Here is a 17,676-nt window from a genome sequence, read left to right on the forward strand (position 1 = left end):
GGCCGCCCGTCCGCGTGCGCGGCGCGCTATCTCACCCCATCGAGTGAACGCGGTGGTTCACCGGAGGTCGTCCTGGAACCGGAAGTCCAGCAGGCAGCGCTGGTCGGTCACCTCGGTCACGGTGTCGAGCGCGAGACCGTGCGCCGAGGCGAGCGCGCGGAACTCCGCCAGCCGGCGCTCCCGGCCGCCGAAGATCACCAGCATGGCCAGGTCGCTCCCGGTGTCGGCGCGCAGACCGCCGACCGCCTCCACGACCAGGACGCGCCCGGTGGGCCGTGCGGCCTCGGCGCAGCGGTCCAGGATGCGGTGGGCGTGCTCGTCGTCCCAGTTGTGGAGGACGTCGACCAGCAGGTAGGCGTCCGCACCCGCGGGGAGCGGGTCGAAGAAGCTGCCCGCCGTCACCCGCGCCCGGTCGTCGAGGCCGCGGTCGTGGAACGTGCGGCGCGCCTGCGCGGCGGTCTGCTCGAGGTCGACCAGGTGGCCGCGCACGGCGGGATGGGCTTCCAGGATCGCCGCGAGGAGGCCGCCCGCGCCACCACCCACGTCCACGATCGTGGCGAACCGGGACCAGTCGACGCCGGCGACGAGCCGGGGGAGCTGGTCGCGGAACCGGCGGGTCATCTGCCGGTCGAACGACTCGCGCAGGTGCGGGTGGTCGTGCACGTCGGTGTAGAAGTCACGCCCGTACCGACGCGGGTAGGCCGCCTCGCCGGTGCGGACGCTGTGGAGGAGGTCCGCGTAGGCCAGCTCACCGCGGCCGCCCGCGCGATCCAGGTGCAGCAGGTCGGTCAGGCGGTTGTCGGCGTCGGCGCGCAGGTTCTCGCCGAACGCGGTCGTCCGGTAGCCGGTCGGGGTGCTTTCCACCAGCCCGAGGGTCGCGAGGTGGCCCAGCAGGAGGTCGAGCGCGACCGGGTCGGCGTCCAGCTCGGCCGCGACGTCGGCGACGGGGGCACCGTCGCCGAGCAGCCGATCCGGCAGTCCCAACGTCACCGCGACCCGCAGGGCCATGGGGGTGGCCAACCCGGCCATGCGGAGGATCGTGTCCGCGTCACGCTCTTCGTGTCCCACGACGATCCACTGTCCCACGAACGTCGAGGCGATACCCGCGGAGCCGCGGGCGCCCGGCCCGCGGCCCTCCACGCGCGGGGTCAGGCGATGCCGGCTTCGATCAACTGCTGCCAGATCACGCCCTGGTCGACCACCTCGACGCCGAGCTTCTCCGCCTTGGTCAGCTTGCTCGCGCCGACGTCGGCCCCCGTGACCAGGTAGTCGGTGTTCGCCGAGACCGAGGTCGCGGTGGTCGCGCCCGCCTTCTCGCACAGCCGCTGGAAGGTGGGCCGCGGCACCTTCTCGCCGGAACGCGGATCGCTGATCGCGCCGGTGACCACCACCGTCTTCCCGGCCAGCGGCGCGTCGGACGCCACGACCGGCGGCAGGTCCTCGTCCCGCACGTCCAGCGACACCCCGTACTGCCGCAGGCGTTCCAGCTCGGGCCGCAGCCGGCCCAGGTGCTCGGTCAGCGAGGCGGCGACCTTCGGCCCGATGTCCTCCACGGCGACGAGGCGTTCCTCGTCGGCGTCGGCGACCTCCTCCAGCGAGCCGAACCCCGCGCGGCACAGCCGGGTGGCGGTGCCCTCCGACGCCATCGGGATGGCCAGCCCGATCAACGCCCGGCGCAGGCCGACCGCACGGCTCGCGACGATCGAGTCGATCATGCGCGTCGCGGAGGTCTCACCGATCCGGTCGAACTCCAGCAACTGCTCCTTGGTCAGCCGGTAGAAGTCCGACGGGTGCTCCAGCAACCCGGCCTCGGCCAGCCGTTCGATCCACACCGGACCGACCGCCTCGATGTCCGCCGCCGCCCGCGACGCCCAGTGGATCAACCGCCGCACGGCCTGCGCGGGACAGGCGACGTTGGTGCAGAACAACTCCCGGCTGTTACCCTGCTCGATCAGCCCCTGGCCGCACGACGGGCACGCCGCCGGCGGCACGATCTCCCGCTCCGCACCCGTCCGCTTGGACTCGTCCAGCACGCCCGCCACGAACGGGATCACGTCACCGGCCCGGCGGATCAGCACCGTGTCCCCGATCCTGATGCCCCGCGCCCGGATCACCTCCTGGTTGGCCAGCGTCGCGCGGGTGACCGTCGTGCCGCCCACGAACACCGGCTCCAGGTGCGCCACCGGCGCGATCTTGCCCGTCTTGCCCACGTCCCAGACCACGTCGAGCAGCAGGGTCGTCTTCTCCTCGGCGGCGAACTTGAACGCCAGCGCGCCGCGCGGCGAGTTCGACCGCGTGCCCGCGGCGGCGAACGCGTCCCGGTTCGCCAACCGCAGCACCGCGCCGTCCAGGTCGTAGTCCAGCTCGTTGCGCCGCGCCTCGATCCCGGAGATCACCTCCTGCGCCGCGGCCGCGTCCTCGCAGTGCCGCATGTCGGCCACGGCGAACCCCAGCGCCCGCAGCCCCTGCTCCAAGTCGGCCGCCGCCGCGTCCGCCGACGTGTCCAGGTCGAAGGCGAAGAACTGCAGCCGGCGCTCGGCGACCGTGGCCGGGTCCTTCGCCCGCAGCGTGCCCGCCGCCGCGTTGCGCGGGTTGATCAGCGGCTTGTCCGGGTGCGCGGTGTTGTAGGCGGCGAACGTCGAGCGCAGCATCACGGCCTCGCCGCGCGCCTCGACCCGCCCCGGCGCGTCCACCCGCTCCGGTACCCCGTCGACCAGGGCGCGCACCAGCGGCGTCACGTCGTCGCCCGTCGTGCCGTCACCCCGCGTGACCGCCCGCGCCAACCGCCCGTCCTCGTAGACCAGCGCCAGCGACAACCCGTCCAGCTTCGGCATGACCACCACCGGCTGGCCGGGGAAGCGGTCGAAGAACGCGGCGACCTGCTCGGGCTTGGTCGCCTTCTCCAGCGACAGCATCGGCCGCGAGTGCCGGACCGGCGCGTGCAGCACCGCGGGCGCGCCCACCTGGTCCAGGGGGTTCGGGTCGGGCGCGAGGTCCGGGTGGGCCTCGACCAGACCGCGCAGCTCGTCCTCGATCGCGTCGTACTCGGCGTCCGCCACCAGCGGCGAGCCACGGTAGTAGGCGTCGCGCAGCACGACGACCTGGTCGGCGAGTTCCTGGATGCGTTCCCGAGCGTTCACGGCTGACAAGTTACCGGCGACCACCGACAAAACCGGTGCGCACCGGGCGGGGCGGGGCGAATCTCGGTCGCGGAGCCGCCCGATCGAGCCTAACTTCTGCGTCGAGCAGAGGAGAACCGTGGAGCAGATCAGCAAGCGACTGGTGAACTGGGCGTCCATCCTGGACCCGGGCACGCGCGAGCAGGCCGAGAAGGCCGCGCGCATGCCGTTCATCTACCCGCACCTGGCGCTCATGCCCGACGCGCACCTCGGGAAGGGCGCCACGGTCGGCAGCGTCATCCCCACCCTGGGCGCGATCATCCCCGCCGCCGTCGGCGTCGACATCGGCTGCGGCATGATCGCCGTGCGCACCCAGTTCACCCTGGACGACTTCCGGCCCCGCCCGCTCGCGCCGCTGCGCGAGGCGATCGAGCACGCCGTGCCGCTGTCGGCCGGCAAGTACAACAGCCGGGTGACGGACACGGCGCGTGAGCGCGTCGAGGAGCTCACCCGCCGCGCGGAGGTGGCGGGCTTCGACCCCGGCCGGTACGCGGGCAACTGGGAGTTGCAGCTGGGGACGCTCGGCAGCGGCAACCACTTCATCGAGGTCACGCTGGACGAGGCGGGGCGGGTGTGGCTGTTCCTGCACTCCGGGTCGCGCGGCGTGGGCAACAAGATCGCCCAGAAGCACATCCGGATCGCGCACGAGCAGTGCCGTCGGCGGTGGATCGACCTGCCCGACCCGGACCTGGCGTACCTGGTCGAGGGCGAGGACGAGTTCTGGCACTACATCCGCGAGATGCGCTGGGCGCAGGAGTTCGCCTGGCTCAACCGCGAGGAGATGATGGACCGGGTCGTCGCCTGCGTGGCCGAGTGGACGGGCGGTGACGTGGAGCGCCGGGAAGTGGTGAACTGCTTCGCCGGCGAGACGCAGGTCATCACCCGCACGGGCACGCGCCCGATCGAGGCCCTGGCGGGCGGCGTGCACGAACTGCTCACCGCGGACGGCGAGTGGGTCAAGGCACCCGTCCGGTCGTTCGGCCGGCAGGAGGTCCACGAGGTCGTGCTGAGCCGTTCCGGTGTGATCAAGACCCTCCGCGCCACCGCCGACCACCGCTGGCTCCTGCGGTCGCGACGCGGGCACGGGTACGAGGCGACGACGGCCGAGCTGAAGCCCGGTGAACGACTCCAGTCCACGTTCCCACGTCGGCCGGCCGGTCTCGCGGTGGACCGTGAGGCGGCGGCCCGCGGGTTCGTGTTCGGCGACGGGCACCGCGTCGGCAACCGCTCTTACGCGGACTTCCGCGGCACGAAGGAGTCGGCGGTGCTCCCCCTGTTCGAAGGGCTCGGGCGTCCGCCCCGCACGTACGGCGCGGTGAAGCGGATCGCCGGGCTCCCGGTCGAGTGGAAGACCGAACGGCCGTCACTCGACTCACACCCGGACGTGCTGTACGGGTGGCTCGCCGGCTACTTCGCGGCGGACGGTGACGTCGGCACGACCGGCCGGCCGACGCTCGCCTCCGCGTCCCGCGAGAACCTGGAGTTCGTGCGCCTGGCCTGCCAGGCCGTCGGCATCGGCACGTTCGGCATCAGGACGCGGATGTCCACGGGCTACGGCCCGGAGCCGACCGCGCGGCACCTCGTCGGCCTGATGCGCGGCGACCTCGATCCCGAGTTCTTCCTGGTCGAGGAGCATCGCGCCCGGTTCGTGGCCGGGCGGCGCGCTGCCGAGCGCCGTGGCTGGAACGTGCTCTCCGTGCGGCCGACCGGCGAGACGACCGAGGTGTACTGCGCGGTCGTCGACGACACGCATTCGTTCGCGTTGTCCGACAACATCCTCACGGGAAACTGTCACCACAATTACACCGAGCGGGAGACCCACTTCGGCAAGGAGGTGTGGTTGTCCCGCAAGGGCGCCATCAACGCCGAGAAGGGTCGGGCCGGCCTCATCCCGGGGTCGATGGGCACCGCGTCGTACGTCGTGGTCGGCAAGGGCAACCCGGTCGCGCTGAACTCCTCGCCGCACGGCGCCGGCCGCGAGTACTCCCGCTCGGCCGCGCGGCGGGCGTTCGACCGGGACGACCTGCGCAAGGCCATGGTCGGCATCGAGTACCGCGACACCGACGCCTTCATCGACGAGATCCCGGCGGCGTACAAGGACATCGACGTCGTGATGCGTGACGCGGCGGACCTGGTCGAGGTGCGCCACACGTTGCGGCAGATCGTCAACGTGAAGGGCGACTGACCGACGGGTCGGTGGCGTGGCGGGGACACCGGAGCAGGAGCGGGGGTTGGTGGGTATGGCTGTCGGCAGCCGTCTTCAGCATGCCCTCGCCCGGTGCGCGCGCGGCTGACGCGCGGCCGGGTCATCCCTGACGACCAGGAGTTCCGCATGTCTTCATCGTTCATCCCCGAGCTGATCACGGCACGGCTCGCGCTGCGGCCGTGGGCCGACCGCGAGATCGGGGCGGTGGTCGGCGGCGCGCGGCTGCCGGACTGGGCCGACGACTTCCCCGCGGCAGGTGACCGGGTCGTCGCCGGGCTCTTCGGCGAGCACCGGGAGTGGCTGGGTGGTCACGGTCACCGGCTGGTGGTCGAGCGCGGCAGCGGTCTGGTGGTCGGCTCGGTCGGGCTGTTCTGGCCGCCCGCCGACGGCGTCCTGGAGATCGGGTACGGCATCGTGCCGTCACGGCGGGGGCGCGGGTACGCCTCCGAGGCCGCCCGCGCCCTGACCGCGCACGCGTTCACCGCACCCGATGTGCACACGGTCCGGGCCGAGGTCGAGGTGTCGAACCCGGCCTCGGCGCGCGTCCTGGAGAAGGCCGGTTTCCGGCCGTTGGGGCAGGTCACGGGGCAGGACACCGCGTCGTACCCGATCACGCGGTAGTCGGTCCGGCGGGGTCGGCGGCGAGTCGGCCGCCGACCCCACGTTGTCGCTGGTGGACAAGGTGGCACCCCGGCTATGCATGGTCATGCAGCGTCGTGCATACTTCTAGTCGTGTCCAAGGTGCTCACTTACCTCCCCGCCGGCGAACACGTCGGCATCGCGTTCTCCGGTGGTCTCGATACGTCCGTGGCGGTCGCCTGGATGCGGGAGAAGGGCGCGGTGCCGTGCACGTACACCGCGGACATCGGTCAGTACGACGAGCCCGACATCGCATCGGTGCCCGGCCGCGCCGAGGTGTACGGCGCCGAGATCGCCCGGCTGGTCGACTGCCGGGCCGCCCTGGTCGAGGAAGGCCTCGCGGCGCTGGCCTGCGGCGCGTTCCACATCCGGTCCGGCGGCCGCGCCTACTTCAACACCACGCCGCTCGGCCGGGCCGTGACGGGCACCATGCTCGTGCGCGCCATGCTCGACGACGACGTCCAGATCTGGGGTGACGGCTCCACCTACAAGGGCAACGACATCGAGCGGTTCTACCGCTACGGCCTGCTGGCCAACCCGTCGCTGCGGATCTACAAGCCGTGGCTGGACGCCGAGTTCGTCGGCGAGCTGGGCGGCCGCACGGAGATGTCGGAGTGGCTGCTGGCCCGCGACCTGCCGTACCGGGCGAGCACGGAGAAGGCGTACTCCACCGACGCGAACATCTGGGGCGCGACGCACGAGGCCAAGGCGCTCGAACACCTCGACGCGGGCATCGAGATCGTGGACCCGATCATGGGCGTGCGGTTCTGGGACCCCGAGGTCGAGATCGCCACCGAGGACGTCTCGATCGGCTTCGACCAGGGTCGCCCGGTGACGATCAACGGCAAGGAGTTCTCCTCCGCCGTCGACCTGGTGCTGGAGGCCAACGCGATCGGCGGCCGGCACGGCATGGGCATGTCCGACCAGATCGAGAACCGGGTCATCGAGGCCAAGAGCCGGGGCATCTACGAGGCGCCGGGCATGGCGCTGCTGCACGCGGCCTACGAGCGGCTGGTCAACGCGATCCACAACGAGGACACCCTGGCCGCCTACCACACCGAGGGCCGCAAGCTGGGCCGGCTGCTGTACGAGGGCCGCTGGCTGGACCCGCAGGCGCTGATGGTGCGCGAGTCGCTGCAGCGCTGGGTGGGCACGGCGATCACCGGCGAGGTGACGCTGCGCCTGCGCCGCGGCGACGACTACTCGATCATGGACACGACCGGGCCGGCGTTCAGCTACCACCCGGACAAGCTGTCCATGGAGCGGACCGAGGACTCGGCGTTCGGCCCGGTCGACCGCATCGGTCAGCTCACCATGCGCAACCTCGACATCGCCGACTCGCGTGCCAAGCTGGAGCAGTACGCCGGGCTCGGCATGGTCGGCAGCCAGTCGACGCTGATCGGCACGCCGCAGGTGGCGCCGACCGAGCTGATCGGCGAGATGCCCGAGGGCGGCGCGGAGGCCATCGCCTCGCGCGGCAGGGTGGCCGACGACGAGCTGCTCGACCACGCCGCGCTGGAAGCCGGCAACGACTGACCGCCCCGTGACGCGCGTGCGCCGCTCCCGTCGAGCGGCGCACGCGCGTTCCGGCGTGACCGGGCCCCTGTCTCGGTGGTGCTGCCGGTGGACGTCACCCGCGCGACCACGGCGAACCCGCGGCGAACGGCAACGCGGGAGAAGTAGCGGGCCGACCGCCGGTGTGAGACTCCCTGTACCTCGCTCCGAGCGGAAGGCAGGGCGGCATGAACAACTCCACGGTACTCCTCCTGTTCCCGATCACCGTGGCCGTCATCATGCTCGGCCTCGGCCTCACCCTGACCGTCGCGGACTTCCGCCGGGTGGTGAAGTACCCGCGGGCGATGGTGGTCTGCCTGGTGTGCCAGATGCTGGTGCTGCCCGCGATCTGCCTCGGCCTGGTCGTCGGGTTCGGCCTGCGGCCCGAGCTGGCCATCGGCATGATGCTGCTCGCCGCGTCGCCGGGCGGCAGCACGGCCAGCCTCTACAGCCACCTGTTCAAGGGCGACGTGGCGTTGAACATCTCGCTGACCGCGGTCAACTCGGTGCTGGCGATGTTCACCCTGCCGCTGATCGTCAACCTGTCGGTGACGGGCTTCCTCGGCGCGGACAGCTCGATCGGCCTGCAGTTCGACAAGGTCGTGCAGGTGTTCTCGATCGTGCTGGTCCCGATCGCGATCGGCATGGCGCTGCGCGCGAAGTTCGCGAGCTTCGCCATCCGGATGGAGCGCCCGGTCAAGATCCTGTCCGTGATCGTGCTCGTCATGATGATCGCGGGGGTGATCAGCGGCCTGGGCGAGGAGGTCTTCGAGATCCTCGGCGACATCATCCTGGTGGTCGTGCTGTTCAACCTCCTCGGCATGGCGATCGGGTACTTCGGTCCGCGCCTGCTGAAGGTCGGCCCGCGCGAGTCGGTCGCGTCGGCGTTCGAGATCGGCCTGCACAACGCGCCGCTGTCGATCGCCATCGCGATGAGCCCCACGCTGCTCAACAGCACCGAGATGGCGATGCCGTCGGTCACCTACGGCTTCGTCATGTTCTTCACGGCCTTGGTCTTCGGCCTGGTCGTGGCCCGCCGCGTGCCCGCGCCGACCGCCGACCGGGCGGTCACGCCGAGCGGGACGTGACCGTTCCCGGTCGGAGTCCCCGGCCCGCACCGGGTCCGCGCACCTCGCGGTCCGGTGCGGGCGTCACGGGTGTCACAGCCCGTGGCGGCGGTCGCCCGCGACCAGCTCGGCGACCCTGGCCTCCGACTCGGCGGAGAACGGGCCGCGGTAGGCGGCCACCGCCAGGCGGGTCTCCTCCGCGATCAGGTCGGCGTTGATCTGCGCGCCGGCCGTGGCCCCCGCCGCGGCGGACGTGCCGACCTGCGCGGACAGGTCCGTGACGTTGCCCGCGGCCCACACGCCGGGCACGTCGGTGCGGCCCGTCGGGTCGGCGGCGACGTGCTCGCCCATCCCGGACGGGTGCGGCACGGGGCGCAGGCCCAGCGCGGCCAGGAACCCGGCGCGGGCCACCATGCGCGGGGCGACCGCCACCACCTCGCGGCCCACCGTGCGGCCGTCGACCAGCCGCACGCCGACGATGCGGTCACCGGCGACGTCGAGGGACGCCACCTCGCCCGCCACCACGTCGACACCGCGCGCGGCGAGCTGCTCGGCCTGCTCGCCGGTCGGCGGGTGGGTGTGGGAGAAGAGCGTGACGTCGGCGCTGAGCTGTCGGAACAGCAACGCCTGGTGCGTGGCCATCGGTCCGGTGGCGAGCACACCGATCGCCCGGTCGCGGACCTCCCAGCCGTGGCAGTACGGGCAGTGCACCACGTCGCGGCCCCACCGCTCGCGCAGCCCCGGCACGTCCGGCAGCTCGTCCACCAGGCCCGTGGTCACCAGCAGCCGGCGGGCGCGGACCGCGCGGCCGTCGGCCAGCGCCACGACGAACCCGTCGCCCTCCCGCGTCACGGCGTCGACCTCGCCGGTCACCACGTGGCCCCCGTAGCGGCGCACCTCGGCCCGGCCCCGTTCCACCAGTTCGGCGGGCGGCATCCCGTCCCGGGCGAGCAGCCCGTGCACGCCGTCGGCCGGCGCGTTGCGCGGCGACCCGGCGTCGACCACGACCACCGACCGCCTGGACCGCGCGAGCATCAGCGCGCCGTTCAACCCCGCGGCACCGCCGCCGACCACCACCACGTCATAGCTGTCCGCCAGCTGAAAGGTCATCACGACCACCTCCGCCACCACCATGCGCGGAGAGCGGACGGATCGGCAAACGTTGTTGCCGATCCGGCAACGAAGAGGGCCGGCCCCCGGCTCCCACCGAGCCGGCCCCGGTCAGCGGCTCAGAAGGCCACCGTGGCGCAGCCGACCCGCGGCCCCGCGGTGCCCGCCTTGCCCGGCTCGGTGGCCGTGCGCTGGGCGTGGATCACGACCGACCCCGCCCGGCGGTCGGCGAACCGCCAGGGCACGACCGCGCCGACCACGGCGCGGCCCCGGTCGTCGGTGGTGAAGTCGAGCCAGATCTCGTTCTCGGGGTTGGCGTAGGCCGGGTCCACCGATGGTTGGTCCGGGTCGACCACGTGCTGGTGGTGCGCGCCCGCGTCGGTGGGGGCCGCGCCGCACGGCCGCTGGTGGGCGTGGGCGCCGTAGGTGCGGTTCGGGACCAGGCCGTAGACGCTGAGCAGGGTCTTCGTCGAACGGCGCACCGGGGTGGCCACGACCATCACGGCCGCGCCCGGCGCGATCAGCGCCGCGTCGTAGGTGTAGGCCGTCGTCCCGATGTCGGGGGTGGCGGTGTCGGGGGTGGCGAAGCGGGCCACCGTCACCGCGACGCCGGAGCCTCGCGGAGCGTCCGCGGCGGCCGCCGGCGGTACCGCCGCCGCGACCAGCCCGCCGATGACCAGGGGAACCAGACGTTTCACACTTCTGCCTTTCGCGTGGACAAGGCGGCGGCCCACTCGAAGCTAGCACCGACCGCCCGCGCGGTGGCGGCAGTCGCCTAATTCGCACGCGGGCACCGGCTCTTCTCGTCCACACTGGACGCGTGCTGCTCACCCTGACCACGACCCACCACCCGGCCACCGACCTCAGCCACCTCCTGCACAAACATCCCGACCGGGCCCAGTCGTTCACCACCTCGTCGGGGACCGCGCACGTCTTCTACCCACGCGCGGACGACGAGGAGTGCACGGTCGCGCTGCTGCTGGAGGTCGACCCGATCGCCCTGGTGCGCGGTCCCGGCAGCACGCTCACCCAGTACGTCAACGACCGCCCGTACGTCGCCGGCTCGTTGTTGACCGTCGCGCTCGGCTCGGTGTTCCGCACCGCGATGAACGGCCGCAGCGAGAGCCGCAAGGAGGTGGCCGCCACCCCGATCCCGCTGACCGTGCGCGTCCCCGTCCTGCCGCACCGCCTGGTGGAACGGCTGTTCACGCCGCTGGGCTGGACCGCGGACATCACCCCGCTCCCACTCGATGACGGTGGCGACGGGGGCGACGACTCGCGCTACGCCGACGTCACGCTCACCGGCACGCACACGCTCTCCGCAGCCCTGAAGCACCTGTACGTGCTGCTGCCCGTCCTCGACGGCGACAAGCACTACTGGGTCTCCGAGGACGAGGTGGACAAGCTGCTGCGCGCGGGGGAGGGGTGGCTCGGCACTCACCCGGACCGCGAGCTGATCACCACCCGCTACCTGATGCGCCGCCGTCCGCTGGTGCAGTCCGCGCTGGCCCGCCTGGCCGACGTGGAGGAGGTCGAACCGGAGGAGCTGGACAACGCGCTCGTCGAGCCGAAGGTCTCCCTCGCCGTGCAGCGGCGTGACGCGGTCCTCGAGCAGCTCGGGCGGGCCGGCGCGCGGTCCGTGCTGGACCTGGGCTGCGGTGGCGGCGCGTTGCTGCGCGCCCTGCTGGAGAACCCCGACTTCACCCGCGTCCAGGGCGTGGACGTGTCCGCGAGCGCCCTGGCCACCGCCGCGCGCAGGCTGCACGTGGACAAGATGTCGGACCGGCAGCGCGCCCGCCTCACGCTGCGCCAGTCGTCGCTGACCTACGCCGACCCGGACCTGAAGGGCTACGACGCCGCCGTGCTGATGGAAGTGGTGGAGCACCTGGACCCGGACCGGCTGCCCGCGCTGGAGCACTCGGTGTTCGCCGTCGCCCGCCCGCGCACCGTCCTGGTCACCACGCCGAACGTCGAGTACAACGCGCTGTTCGAGACCCTGCCGGAAGGGCGGCACCGGCACTCCGACCACCGCTTCGAGTGGACCAGGGCAGAGTTCGAGGACTGGACGCACGGCGTCGCCCGGCGCCGCGGCTACGCCGTGCGCCACCTGCCGATCGGACCGGTGGACGCCGAGCGCGGCGCGCCGACCCAGCTCGCCGTGTTCACCCTGGGGGAGGACTGATGGAACTCAAGATCCCGGACCTGTGCCTGGTGGTGCTGATCGGCGCCTCCGGCTCGGGCAAGTCCACGTTCGCGCGCAGGCACTTCCGGCCCACGCAGGTGCTGTCCAGCGACTACTTCCGCGGCCTGGTCGCCGACGACGAGAACGACCAGTCGGCGTCCGCCGCGGCGTTCGATGCGCTGCACTTCGTGGCGGGCAAGCGCCTGGACGCGGGCCGCACCACGGTCGTCGACGCGACCAACGTGCAGCGGTCCGACCGCGCGCACCTGGTCGAGCTGGCCCGCGAGCACAACGTGCTGCCGGTCGCGATCGTGCTCGACCTGCCGGAGGAGGTCTGCCTGGCCCGCAACGCCGCCCGCCCCGACCGCGACTTCGGCGCTCACGTGGTGCGCCGGCACCGCACGGCGTTGCGCAAGTCGTTGAAGCACCTGGGCAAGGAGGGCTTCAAGCGGGTGCACGTGCTGCGTTCGCAGTCCGAAGTGGACGAAGCGGTGATCGCACCGGAGCGCCTGCTCAACGACCTGCGGCACGAGACCGGGCCGTTCGACGTGATCGGTGACGTGCACGGCTGCCGCGCCGAGCTGGAGGACCTGCTGGTCCAGCTCGGCTACGCGCTGGTGCGCGACGAGGCGGGACGGCCGGTGGACGCGGTTCCGCCGGCGGGACGGCGTGCGGCGTTCGTCGGCGACCTGGTCGACCGGGGCCCGGACACGCCGGGCGTGCTGCGCCTGGTCATGGGCATGGTCGAGGCCGGGCACGCGTTCGCGGTGTGCGGCAACCACGAGCAGAAGCTGGTGCGCGCCCTGCGCGGCCGGGCCGTGCAGGTCAAGCACGGCCTGGCGGAGTCGCTGGCGCAGCTCGCGGCCGAGCCGGAGGAGTTCCGCGAGCGCGTCGTGCGGTTCTGCGACGGGTTGATCGCGCACTACGTGCTCGACGGCGGCGACCTGGTGATCGCGCACGCGGGGCTGCCCGAGCGCTACCACGGCCGCGCGTCGGCACGGGTGCGCAGCTTCGCCCTCTACGGCGACACGACCGGCGAGACCGACGAGTACGGCCTGCCGGTGCGCTACCCGTGGGCGACCGAGTACCGCGGCAAGGCGACCGTGCTCTACGGGCACACGCCGACGCCGGAGGCCGAGTGGGTCAACAACACCATGTGCCTGGACACGGGCGTGGTGTTCGGCGGCAAGCTGACCGCGTTGCGCTACCCGGAGCGGGAGGTCGTGGCGGTCGACGCGCACGAGGTCTGGTACGAGCCGGTGCGCCCGCTCGTCGTGCCCGAAGCGGAACGGGAGCCGGACGTGCTCGCGCTGGCCGACGTGACCGGCCGCCGGTTCGTCGAGACGGCCCACCGGGGCCGGATCGGGATCCGCCCCGAGCAGGCCGCGTCGGCGCTGGAGGTGATGAGCCGCTTCGCCATCGACCCGCACCACCTGCTGTACCTGCCGCCGACGATGGCGCCGACGGCGACCTCGCAGCGGCCGGACGTGCTGGAGCACCCGGAGGACGCCTTCGCGGAGTACCGCGACGCCGGTGTGCGCGAGGTGGTCTGCGAGGAGAAGCACATGGGGTCGCGTGCGGTGGTCCTGGTGCGCCGGGACGGGGGAGGGGTGATCCACACGCGCACCGGTCGTGCGTTCTTCGACCCGCCGACGGGGGACGAACTGCTGGCACGGGTGCGCGCGGAGGTGACGCGGGCGGGGCTGTGGGACGAGCTCGACACCGACTGGCTGCTGTTCGACGCCGAGCTGCTGCCGTGGAACGCGAAGGCGTCCGGGCTGATCAAGGAGCAGTACGCCTCGGTCGGTGCGGCGGCGACGGGCGCGCTCGGCGTGGCGGTGGACGTGCTCGCGCGGACCGCCGCACGGGGCATCGACGTCGGCGAGCTGCTTTCGCGCACGCGGGGCAGGCTGGCCAACGCCACCGGTTACCGCGACGCCTACCGGCGGTACGTGCGGCCGACCGACGGCCTGGCCGGTGTCACGCTCGCGCCGTTCCAGCTGCTCGCCGCGCGCGGCCGCACGTTCCACGACCGCGACCACCTGTGGCACCTGGACGTGCTGGGCCGCCTGGGCGGCGAGACGTTCACGCCCACCCGGCGGCTGGTCGTGGACACGGCGGACGCCGAGCAGGTCACCGCGGGCATCCGCTGGTGGGAGGACCTGACCGCGGCGGGTGGCGAGGGCATGGTGGTCAAGCCGCTGGCGAACCTGGTCCGCGGCGACCGGGGGCTGGTGCAGCCGGGGGTGAAGGTGCGCGGGCGCGAGTACCTGCGGATCATCTACGGCCCGGACTACACCGAGCCGGAGAACCTCGAACGGCTGCGCAAGCGTGCCCTGGGCGCGAAGCGGGCGCTCGCGATCCGCGAGTACGCGCTGGGTCTGGAGGCGTTGGAACGGGTGGCTCGCGATGAGCCGTTGTGGCGCGTGCACGAGTGCGTGTTCGCGGTGCTGGCACTGGAGTCGGAGCCGGTGGACCCCCGGCTCTGAGCGTCACGGGGCGCTGGGCAGTCGCGTGCGGCCGCCCGGCGCCCGGTCGCGCCCGCGGACCGCGCGCACGACCGGGTACGACACCGCCACCACCAGGGACACCGCCGGCAGCGGCACGCCCAGCAGGGACTGGCCGAGCGCGTAGTCCGCCGCGGGCACGGCCAGGCACAGCGCGAAGGCCCACGGCGGCGCGGTCTTCGGCTTGGCGGGTGGGGCCCACGGCGTCCGCTTGAACGGCTTGGCCACCGAGAACCACACCTGGCAGGCCAGGGCCGACGCCATCAGCAGGGCGCCGACCCGCATGAGCGTCGGCGAGCCGTCCGGGTGCAGGTTCGGGCTGAGCACGAAGATCCCGACGTACAGCTGGCTGACCGTGATCACGGCCTTCGCGAGCACCCACCAGTGCCGGGAGTAGCCCCACGCGGTGAGCCCGGACAGCATGAACCCGGTGAACGCCGACGTGGTGGCCATGAACTGGAGCACCTGCACGTCGAGCAGCAGCGCCACCTCGAACGCCGACCGGTCCGGCCCGGCCAACGCGTGGTTCACCACCACGAACAACGCCAACGCCATGAACATCCACCCCGTGGACGACACGACGTGCGCCCAGACCAGCAACTTCCGGTTCACGAGCACCCTCCACTAGTAGCCGCACTACGTATAGTACGGCTACTAGTGGAGTGGTGGCTCAGACGCGGCAGGGGCTGCCGCCGGGCTCGGTCGGCTCGATGTTGGCCTTCGCCTCACCGAGGACCACGTCGGTCAGCGCCGTGTCCAGGGCGAACGCCCGCTGCACCACGCTGGTCGACGTCGTCGTGGTGCTGTTGAGCTGCAACGAGCCGATCACCAGCGGGATGGTCAGCGGCGCGCTGCCCACGGCCACCGCGACCCCGTTGATCCGCAGGCTCGCGATCTGCGACGACCCCGTGAACACCGGGTCCAGGTTCGCGTCGCACGTCACCGACGCGGTCGCCTGGATCACGCCCACCTCGATGGTGACCAGCAGGCTGCTGATCCGGGTGTAGTCGACCCGCGCGGTGGACACCGCGCCGTCACCGGGCGCCGGTGGCAGGGCGAGGAGGTCGTCCGGCGTCTGGTTCGTGCTCGCGGTCAGCGCGTTGGCCCGGACGGTCAGGATGCCCGCCGACAGGTTGACGTTCGCCACGTTCGCGGCGTCGTCGACGCACGGCACGTCCGGCGGGTTGGCCCGCGCCACGACGATCCCGGCCAGGTTCAGCGCGGTCGCCTGGCAGGAGAACACGCCGGTCCGCTCGGAGGTCCTGATCCGCAGGTCGGACAGGACCGGGCTGTCGCCGGACGGGCTGGCCGCCAACGTCGCCCGCACCTCGATGTACCGGCCCACCCGGGCGAACTCCACCCCGTTGGACACCGGCGTGAACGTCTCGCCGGCCAGTCCCGCCTCGGTGTCGGACGTGCGCGCCTCGACCGTGATCGAGGTGCCCGGCGGGACGCTGCCCTGCGCCTCGGTGTTCCAGGTGACGGTGCCCCACGTCTGACCCGCGACGCCACCGTCCTGCACCACCGACCACGTGCCGATCGGCGCGGTGATCTCACCGAGCACGGACCCGGTCATGTCGCTGTAGTTGTACGGCCCCGCGCCCGCGCCCAGGTCGACGGTCAGGTCGACCGCGCCGACGGTGAACCCGCCGCCGCCGACCGGACCGGCGTCCGGGTCGATGCGCTGGGCGTTGTTGGAGTTGATGTTGGCGACCCAGACCTTGCCGTTGGTGTCCACCGCGACACCGGTCGGGCCGTTGCCGCCGGGCAGGACCACGTTGCCGACGAACGTGCCGTCGGTGCGCAGGTGGCCGACCGTGTTGGTGCCGTTGTCGAGCGCGTGGGCGACCCAGACGTTGCCTTCCATGTCGACCGCGACGCCCTGCGCGCGCGGGTGGCCGTGCGGGAACGTGCCGAGCACGGTGCCCGCCGGGTCCATCTTGACGGTGTTGCCGGAGTTGACCTGGGTGTGCCAGATCTCGCCGGTCACCGGGTCCATGCCCAGGCCGTAGTCGCCGTGCGAGGTGTCCAGGCAGGCACCCGTGCCGGTGCCCGGCTCGTACCGCAGCAGGTTGGTGCCGTACCGGGCGGACCACAGCGTGCCCGCCTTGTCGACCAGGCCGCCGTAGCCGCCGCAGCCGAAGCTGACCGGCGCGGTCAGCGGCGTGCCGTCCACGCCGGAGATCTTCTGGTGCTGGGTGTTCGAGCCGCCGGTCCAGAGGTCGTTGTTGGCGTCCACGGCCACCGTGCGGGTGTTGGTTCCCGCGACCCGACTGTAGGTGATCAGGCACTCGTCGGCCGCGGTGGTGACGCCGCCGTCGGAGTCCGCGCCGCCCGCGTTCGTCCACGGCCGGATGTCGGTCAGCCCGCGGGAGGTGGCGATCAGGCCGTCGCCGTCGCGGTCGACGCAGGTGTTGTAGCCGAACGGGCCCTTCAGGTAGTCGCCGTCCGGGTTGGCGGTGCCGTCGGCGTTCGACCGGGTGCCGCCCCGGATCACGCCGACCCGGGTGACCGAGCCCCGGCCGCCGCCGGCCTCGTTCCGGTTCGACAGCCACGTGTTGCCGAGCTTGTCGACGGTGGTGCGGGAGGGGTTGCGGCCCTGGCCGTCCGGCGCGGACAGCCACTCGCCGACGATCTCGCCGGTGTTGACGTCGATGCGGATCATCGTGCCGCGCGCGGACGCGGCGACGTTGACGTACGGGAAGAACACGGTCTGGCGGTTGAGCTGGAGCTGGTCGTTGTCCGGCGCGTCGTGGTTGACGTCCTGGAGCACGCCCTGGTCGAAGTCCGCGTCCAGCGTGTAGAGCACGTCCTCCCCGGGAACGGGGGCGGCGAGAGCCGTCGGCGCGCCGGCGAGGGGGAGCAGGAGCGCGCCGGCAGCGGCGAGCGCCAGAGATCTTCGCGGGTGACGCATGGATCTGCCCTTCTTGGTGGGGTTCCGCAGGTATTCGGGCATTTCCGTCACGTGACAACCGGGTGTCGGGAGCCGGTCGGAACGCGTTACCGGCCCGGGAAAGGTGAGTAGACAATTAGGCAAAAATCGGGTGCAACTTTCACTCGCTGCCGAGGGGAGTTCGTTCGGACGGTCCAGCGGAGCGATCCGCTCGGTGACTGTCGACGTTGCTCCGTACGTCGAACGGCCCAGTCCATGGGCTGATCCGGGCCGATCCGGAAGCGGTGACCGTTAACCGCCCGGACATTTCCGGGTCACCCGGATTTCGTGCTGTCGGTC

The 17,676-nt window shown here is 72.3% G+C and carries 12 protein-coding genes; 6 read left to right on the top strand and 6 right to left on the bottom strand.

What is annotated here, in order from left to right; genetic code table 11:
* Window positions 1–57: 57 nt before the first annotated feature.
* Together FHX81_RS34765 and ligA are read right to left on the bottom strand one after the other, a co-directional pair.
* Window positions 58–1,029, bottom strand: a complete 972-nt coding sequence (locus FHX81_RS34765) for a methyltransferase (RefSeq protein WP_141984297.1) — start codon at window positions 1,027–1,029, stop codon at window positions 58–60.
* Window positions 1,030–1,148: 119 nt separating this feature from the next.
* The gene (gene ligA, locus FHX81_RS34770) at window positions 1,149–3,140 is read right to left on the bottom strand and encodes an NAD-dependent DNA ligase LigA (RefSeq protein WP_141982733.1); all 1,992 of its coding nucleotides are present in this window, start codon (window positions 3,138–3,140) and stop codon (window positions 1,149–1,151) included.
* 118 nt (window positions 3,141–3,258) lie between these two features.
* Here ligA and FHX81_RS41490 point away from each other — a divergent pair, with 118 nt between their 5' ends.
* The 4 genes from FHX81_RS41490 to FHX81_RS34795 all read left to right on the top strand — a co-directional run bounded on the left by FHX81_RS41490 (window position 3,259) and on the right by FHX81_RS34795 (window position 8,666).
* Window positions 3,259–5,364 carry an RtcB family protein gene (locus tag FHX81_RS41490; protein ID WP_211363639.1) on the top strand — a complete coding sequence of 702 codons (2,106 nt, stop codon included), beginning with the start codon at window positions 3,259–3,261 and terminating at the stop codon, window positions 5,362–5,364.
* A 147-nt stretch (window positions 5,365–5,511) separates the two neighbouring features.
* Window positions 5,512–6,006 carry a GNAT family N-acetyltransferase gene (locus FHX81_RS34785; protein ID WP_141982734.1) on the top strand — a complete coding sequence of 165 codons (495 nt, stop codon included), beginning with the start codon at window positions 5,512–5,514 and terminating at the stop codon, window positions 6,004–6,006.
* Window positions 6,007–6,117: 111 nt separating this feature from the next.
* Window positions 6,118–7,560 carry an argininosuccinate synthase gene (argG, locus tag FHX81_RS34790; RefSeq protein ID WP_141982735.1) on the top strand — a complete coding sequence of 481 codons (1,443 nt, stop codon included), beginning with the start codon at window positions 6,118–6,120 and terminating at the stop codon, window positions 7,558–7,560.
* A 206-nt stretch (window positions 7,561–7,766) separates the two neighbouring features.
* Window positions 7,767–8,666 (top strand): bile acid:sodium symporter family protein, encoded by a 900-nt coding sequence (locus tag FHX81_RS34795; RefSeq protein WP_141982736.1) that lies wholly within the window; start codon window positions 7,767–7,769, stop codon window positions 8,664–8,666.
* Between the two features lie 72 nt (window positions 8,667–8,738).
* On the opposite strand, the gene FHX81_RS34800 is transcribed toward FHX81_RS34795, so the two are convergent.
* Window positions 8,739–9,755: an NAD(P)/FAD-dependent oxidoreductase gene (locus FHX81_RS34800; RefSeq protein WP_141982737.1), complete on the bottom strand. Its 1,017-nt coding sequence runs from the start codon at window positions 9,753–9,755 to the stop codon at window positions 8,739–8,741.
* A 119-nt stretch (window positions 9,756–9,874) separates the two neighbouring features.
* The gene (locus FHX81_RS34805) at window positions 9,875–10,453 is read right to left on the bottom strand and encodes a superoxide dismutase (RefSeq protein ID WP_246108124.1); all 579 of its coding nucleotides are present in this window, start codon (window positions 10,451–10,453) and stop codon (window positions 9,875–9,877) included.
* 122 nt (window positions 10,454–10,575) lie between these two features.
* Between FHX81_RS34805 and FHX81_RS34810 the strand changes: the two genes are divergently transcribed.
* Together FHX81_RS34810 and FHX81_RS34815 are read left to right on the top strand one after the other, a co-directional pair.
* Entirely contained in the window at window positions 10,576–11,937 is a 1,362-nt protein-coding gene (locus tag FHX81_RS34810) for a 3' terminal RNA ribose 2'-O-methyltransferase Hen1 (protein ID WP_141982738.1), read from the top strand.
* Entirely contained in the window at window positions 11,937–14,426 is a 2,490-nt protein-coding gene (locus tag FHX81_RS34815) for a polynucleotide kinase-phosphatase (protein ID WP_141982739.1), read from the top strand. Before FHX81_RS34810 ends, FHX81_RS34815 begins: the two co-directional genes overlap by 1 nt.
* A 3-nt stretch (window positions 14,427–14,429) precedes the next feature.
* On the opposite strand, the gene FHX81_RS34820 is transcribed toward FHX81_RS34815, so the two are convergent.
* Together FHX81_RS34820 and FHX81_RS34825 are read right to left on the bottom strand one after the other, a co-directional pair.
* Window positions 14,430–15,056: a hypothetical protein gene (locus FHX81_RS34820; RefSeq protein ID WP_141982740.1), complete on the bottom strand. Its 627-nt coding sequence runs from the start codon at window positions 15,054–15,056 to the stop codon at window positions 14,430–14,432.
* 58 nt (window positions 15,057–15,114) lie between these two features.
* Window positions 15,115–17,358, bottom strand: a complete 2,244-nt coding sequence (locus FHX81_RS34825) for an NHL repeat-containing protein (RefSeq protein ID WP_211363641.1) — start codon at window positions 17,356–17,358, stop codon at window positions 15,115–15,117.
* Window positions 17,359–17,676: the final 318 nt, after the last annotated feature.

Source organism: Saccharothrix saharensis (genome assembly GCF_006716745.1).
In the GTDB taxonomy this organism is placed as follows: domain Bacteria; phylum Actinomycetota; class Actinomycetes; order Mycobacteriales; family Pseudonocardiaceae; genus Actinosynnema; species Actinosynnema saharense.

What these genes read in the sequence shown, in the direction of transcription:
- FHX81_RS34825 (WP_211363641.1), bottom strand. Translation starts at nt 17,358, where the DNA reads ATGCGTCACCCGCGAAGATCTCTGGCGCTCGCCGCTGCCGGCGCGCTC.
- FHX81_RS34800 (WP_141982737.1), bottom strand. Translation starts at nt 9,755, where the DNA reads ATGACCTTTCAGCTGGCGGACAGCTATGACGTGGTGGTGGTCGGCGGC.
- FHX81_RS34815 (WP_141982739.1), top strand. Translation starts at nt 11,937, where the DNA reads ATGGAACTCAAGATCCCGGACCTGTGCCTGGTGGTGCTGATCGGCGCC.
- FHX81_RS34785 (WP_141982734.1), top strand. Translation starts at nt 5,512, where the DNA reads ATGTCTTCATCGTTCATCCCCGAGCTGATCACGGCACGGCTCGCGCTG.
- FHX81_RS34765 (WP_141984297.1), bottom strand. Translation starts at nt 1,029, where the DNA reads ATGGCCGGGTTGGCCACCCCCATGGCCCTGCGGGTCGCGGTGACGTTG.
- FHX81_RS34795 (WP_141982736.1), top strand. Translation starts at nt 7,767, where the DNA reads ATGAACAACTCCACGGTACTCCTCCTGTTCCCGATCACCGTGGCCGTC.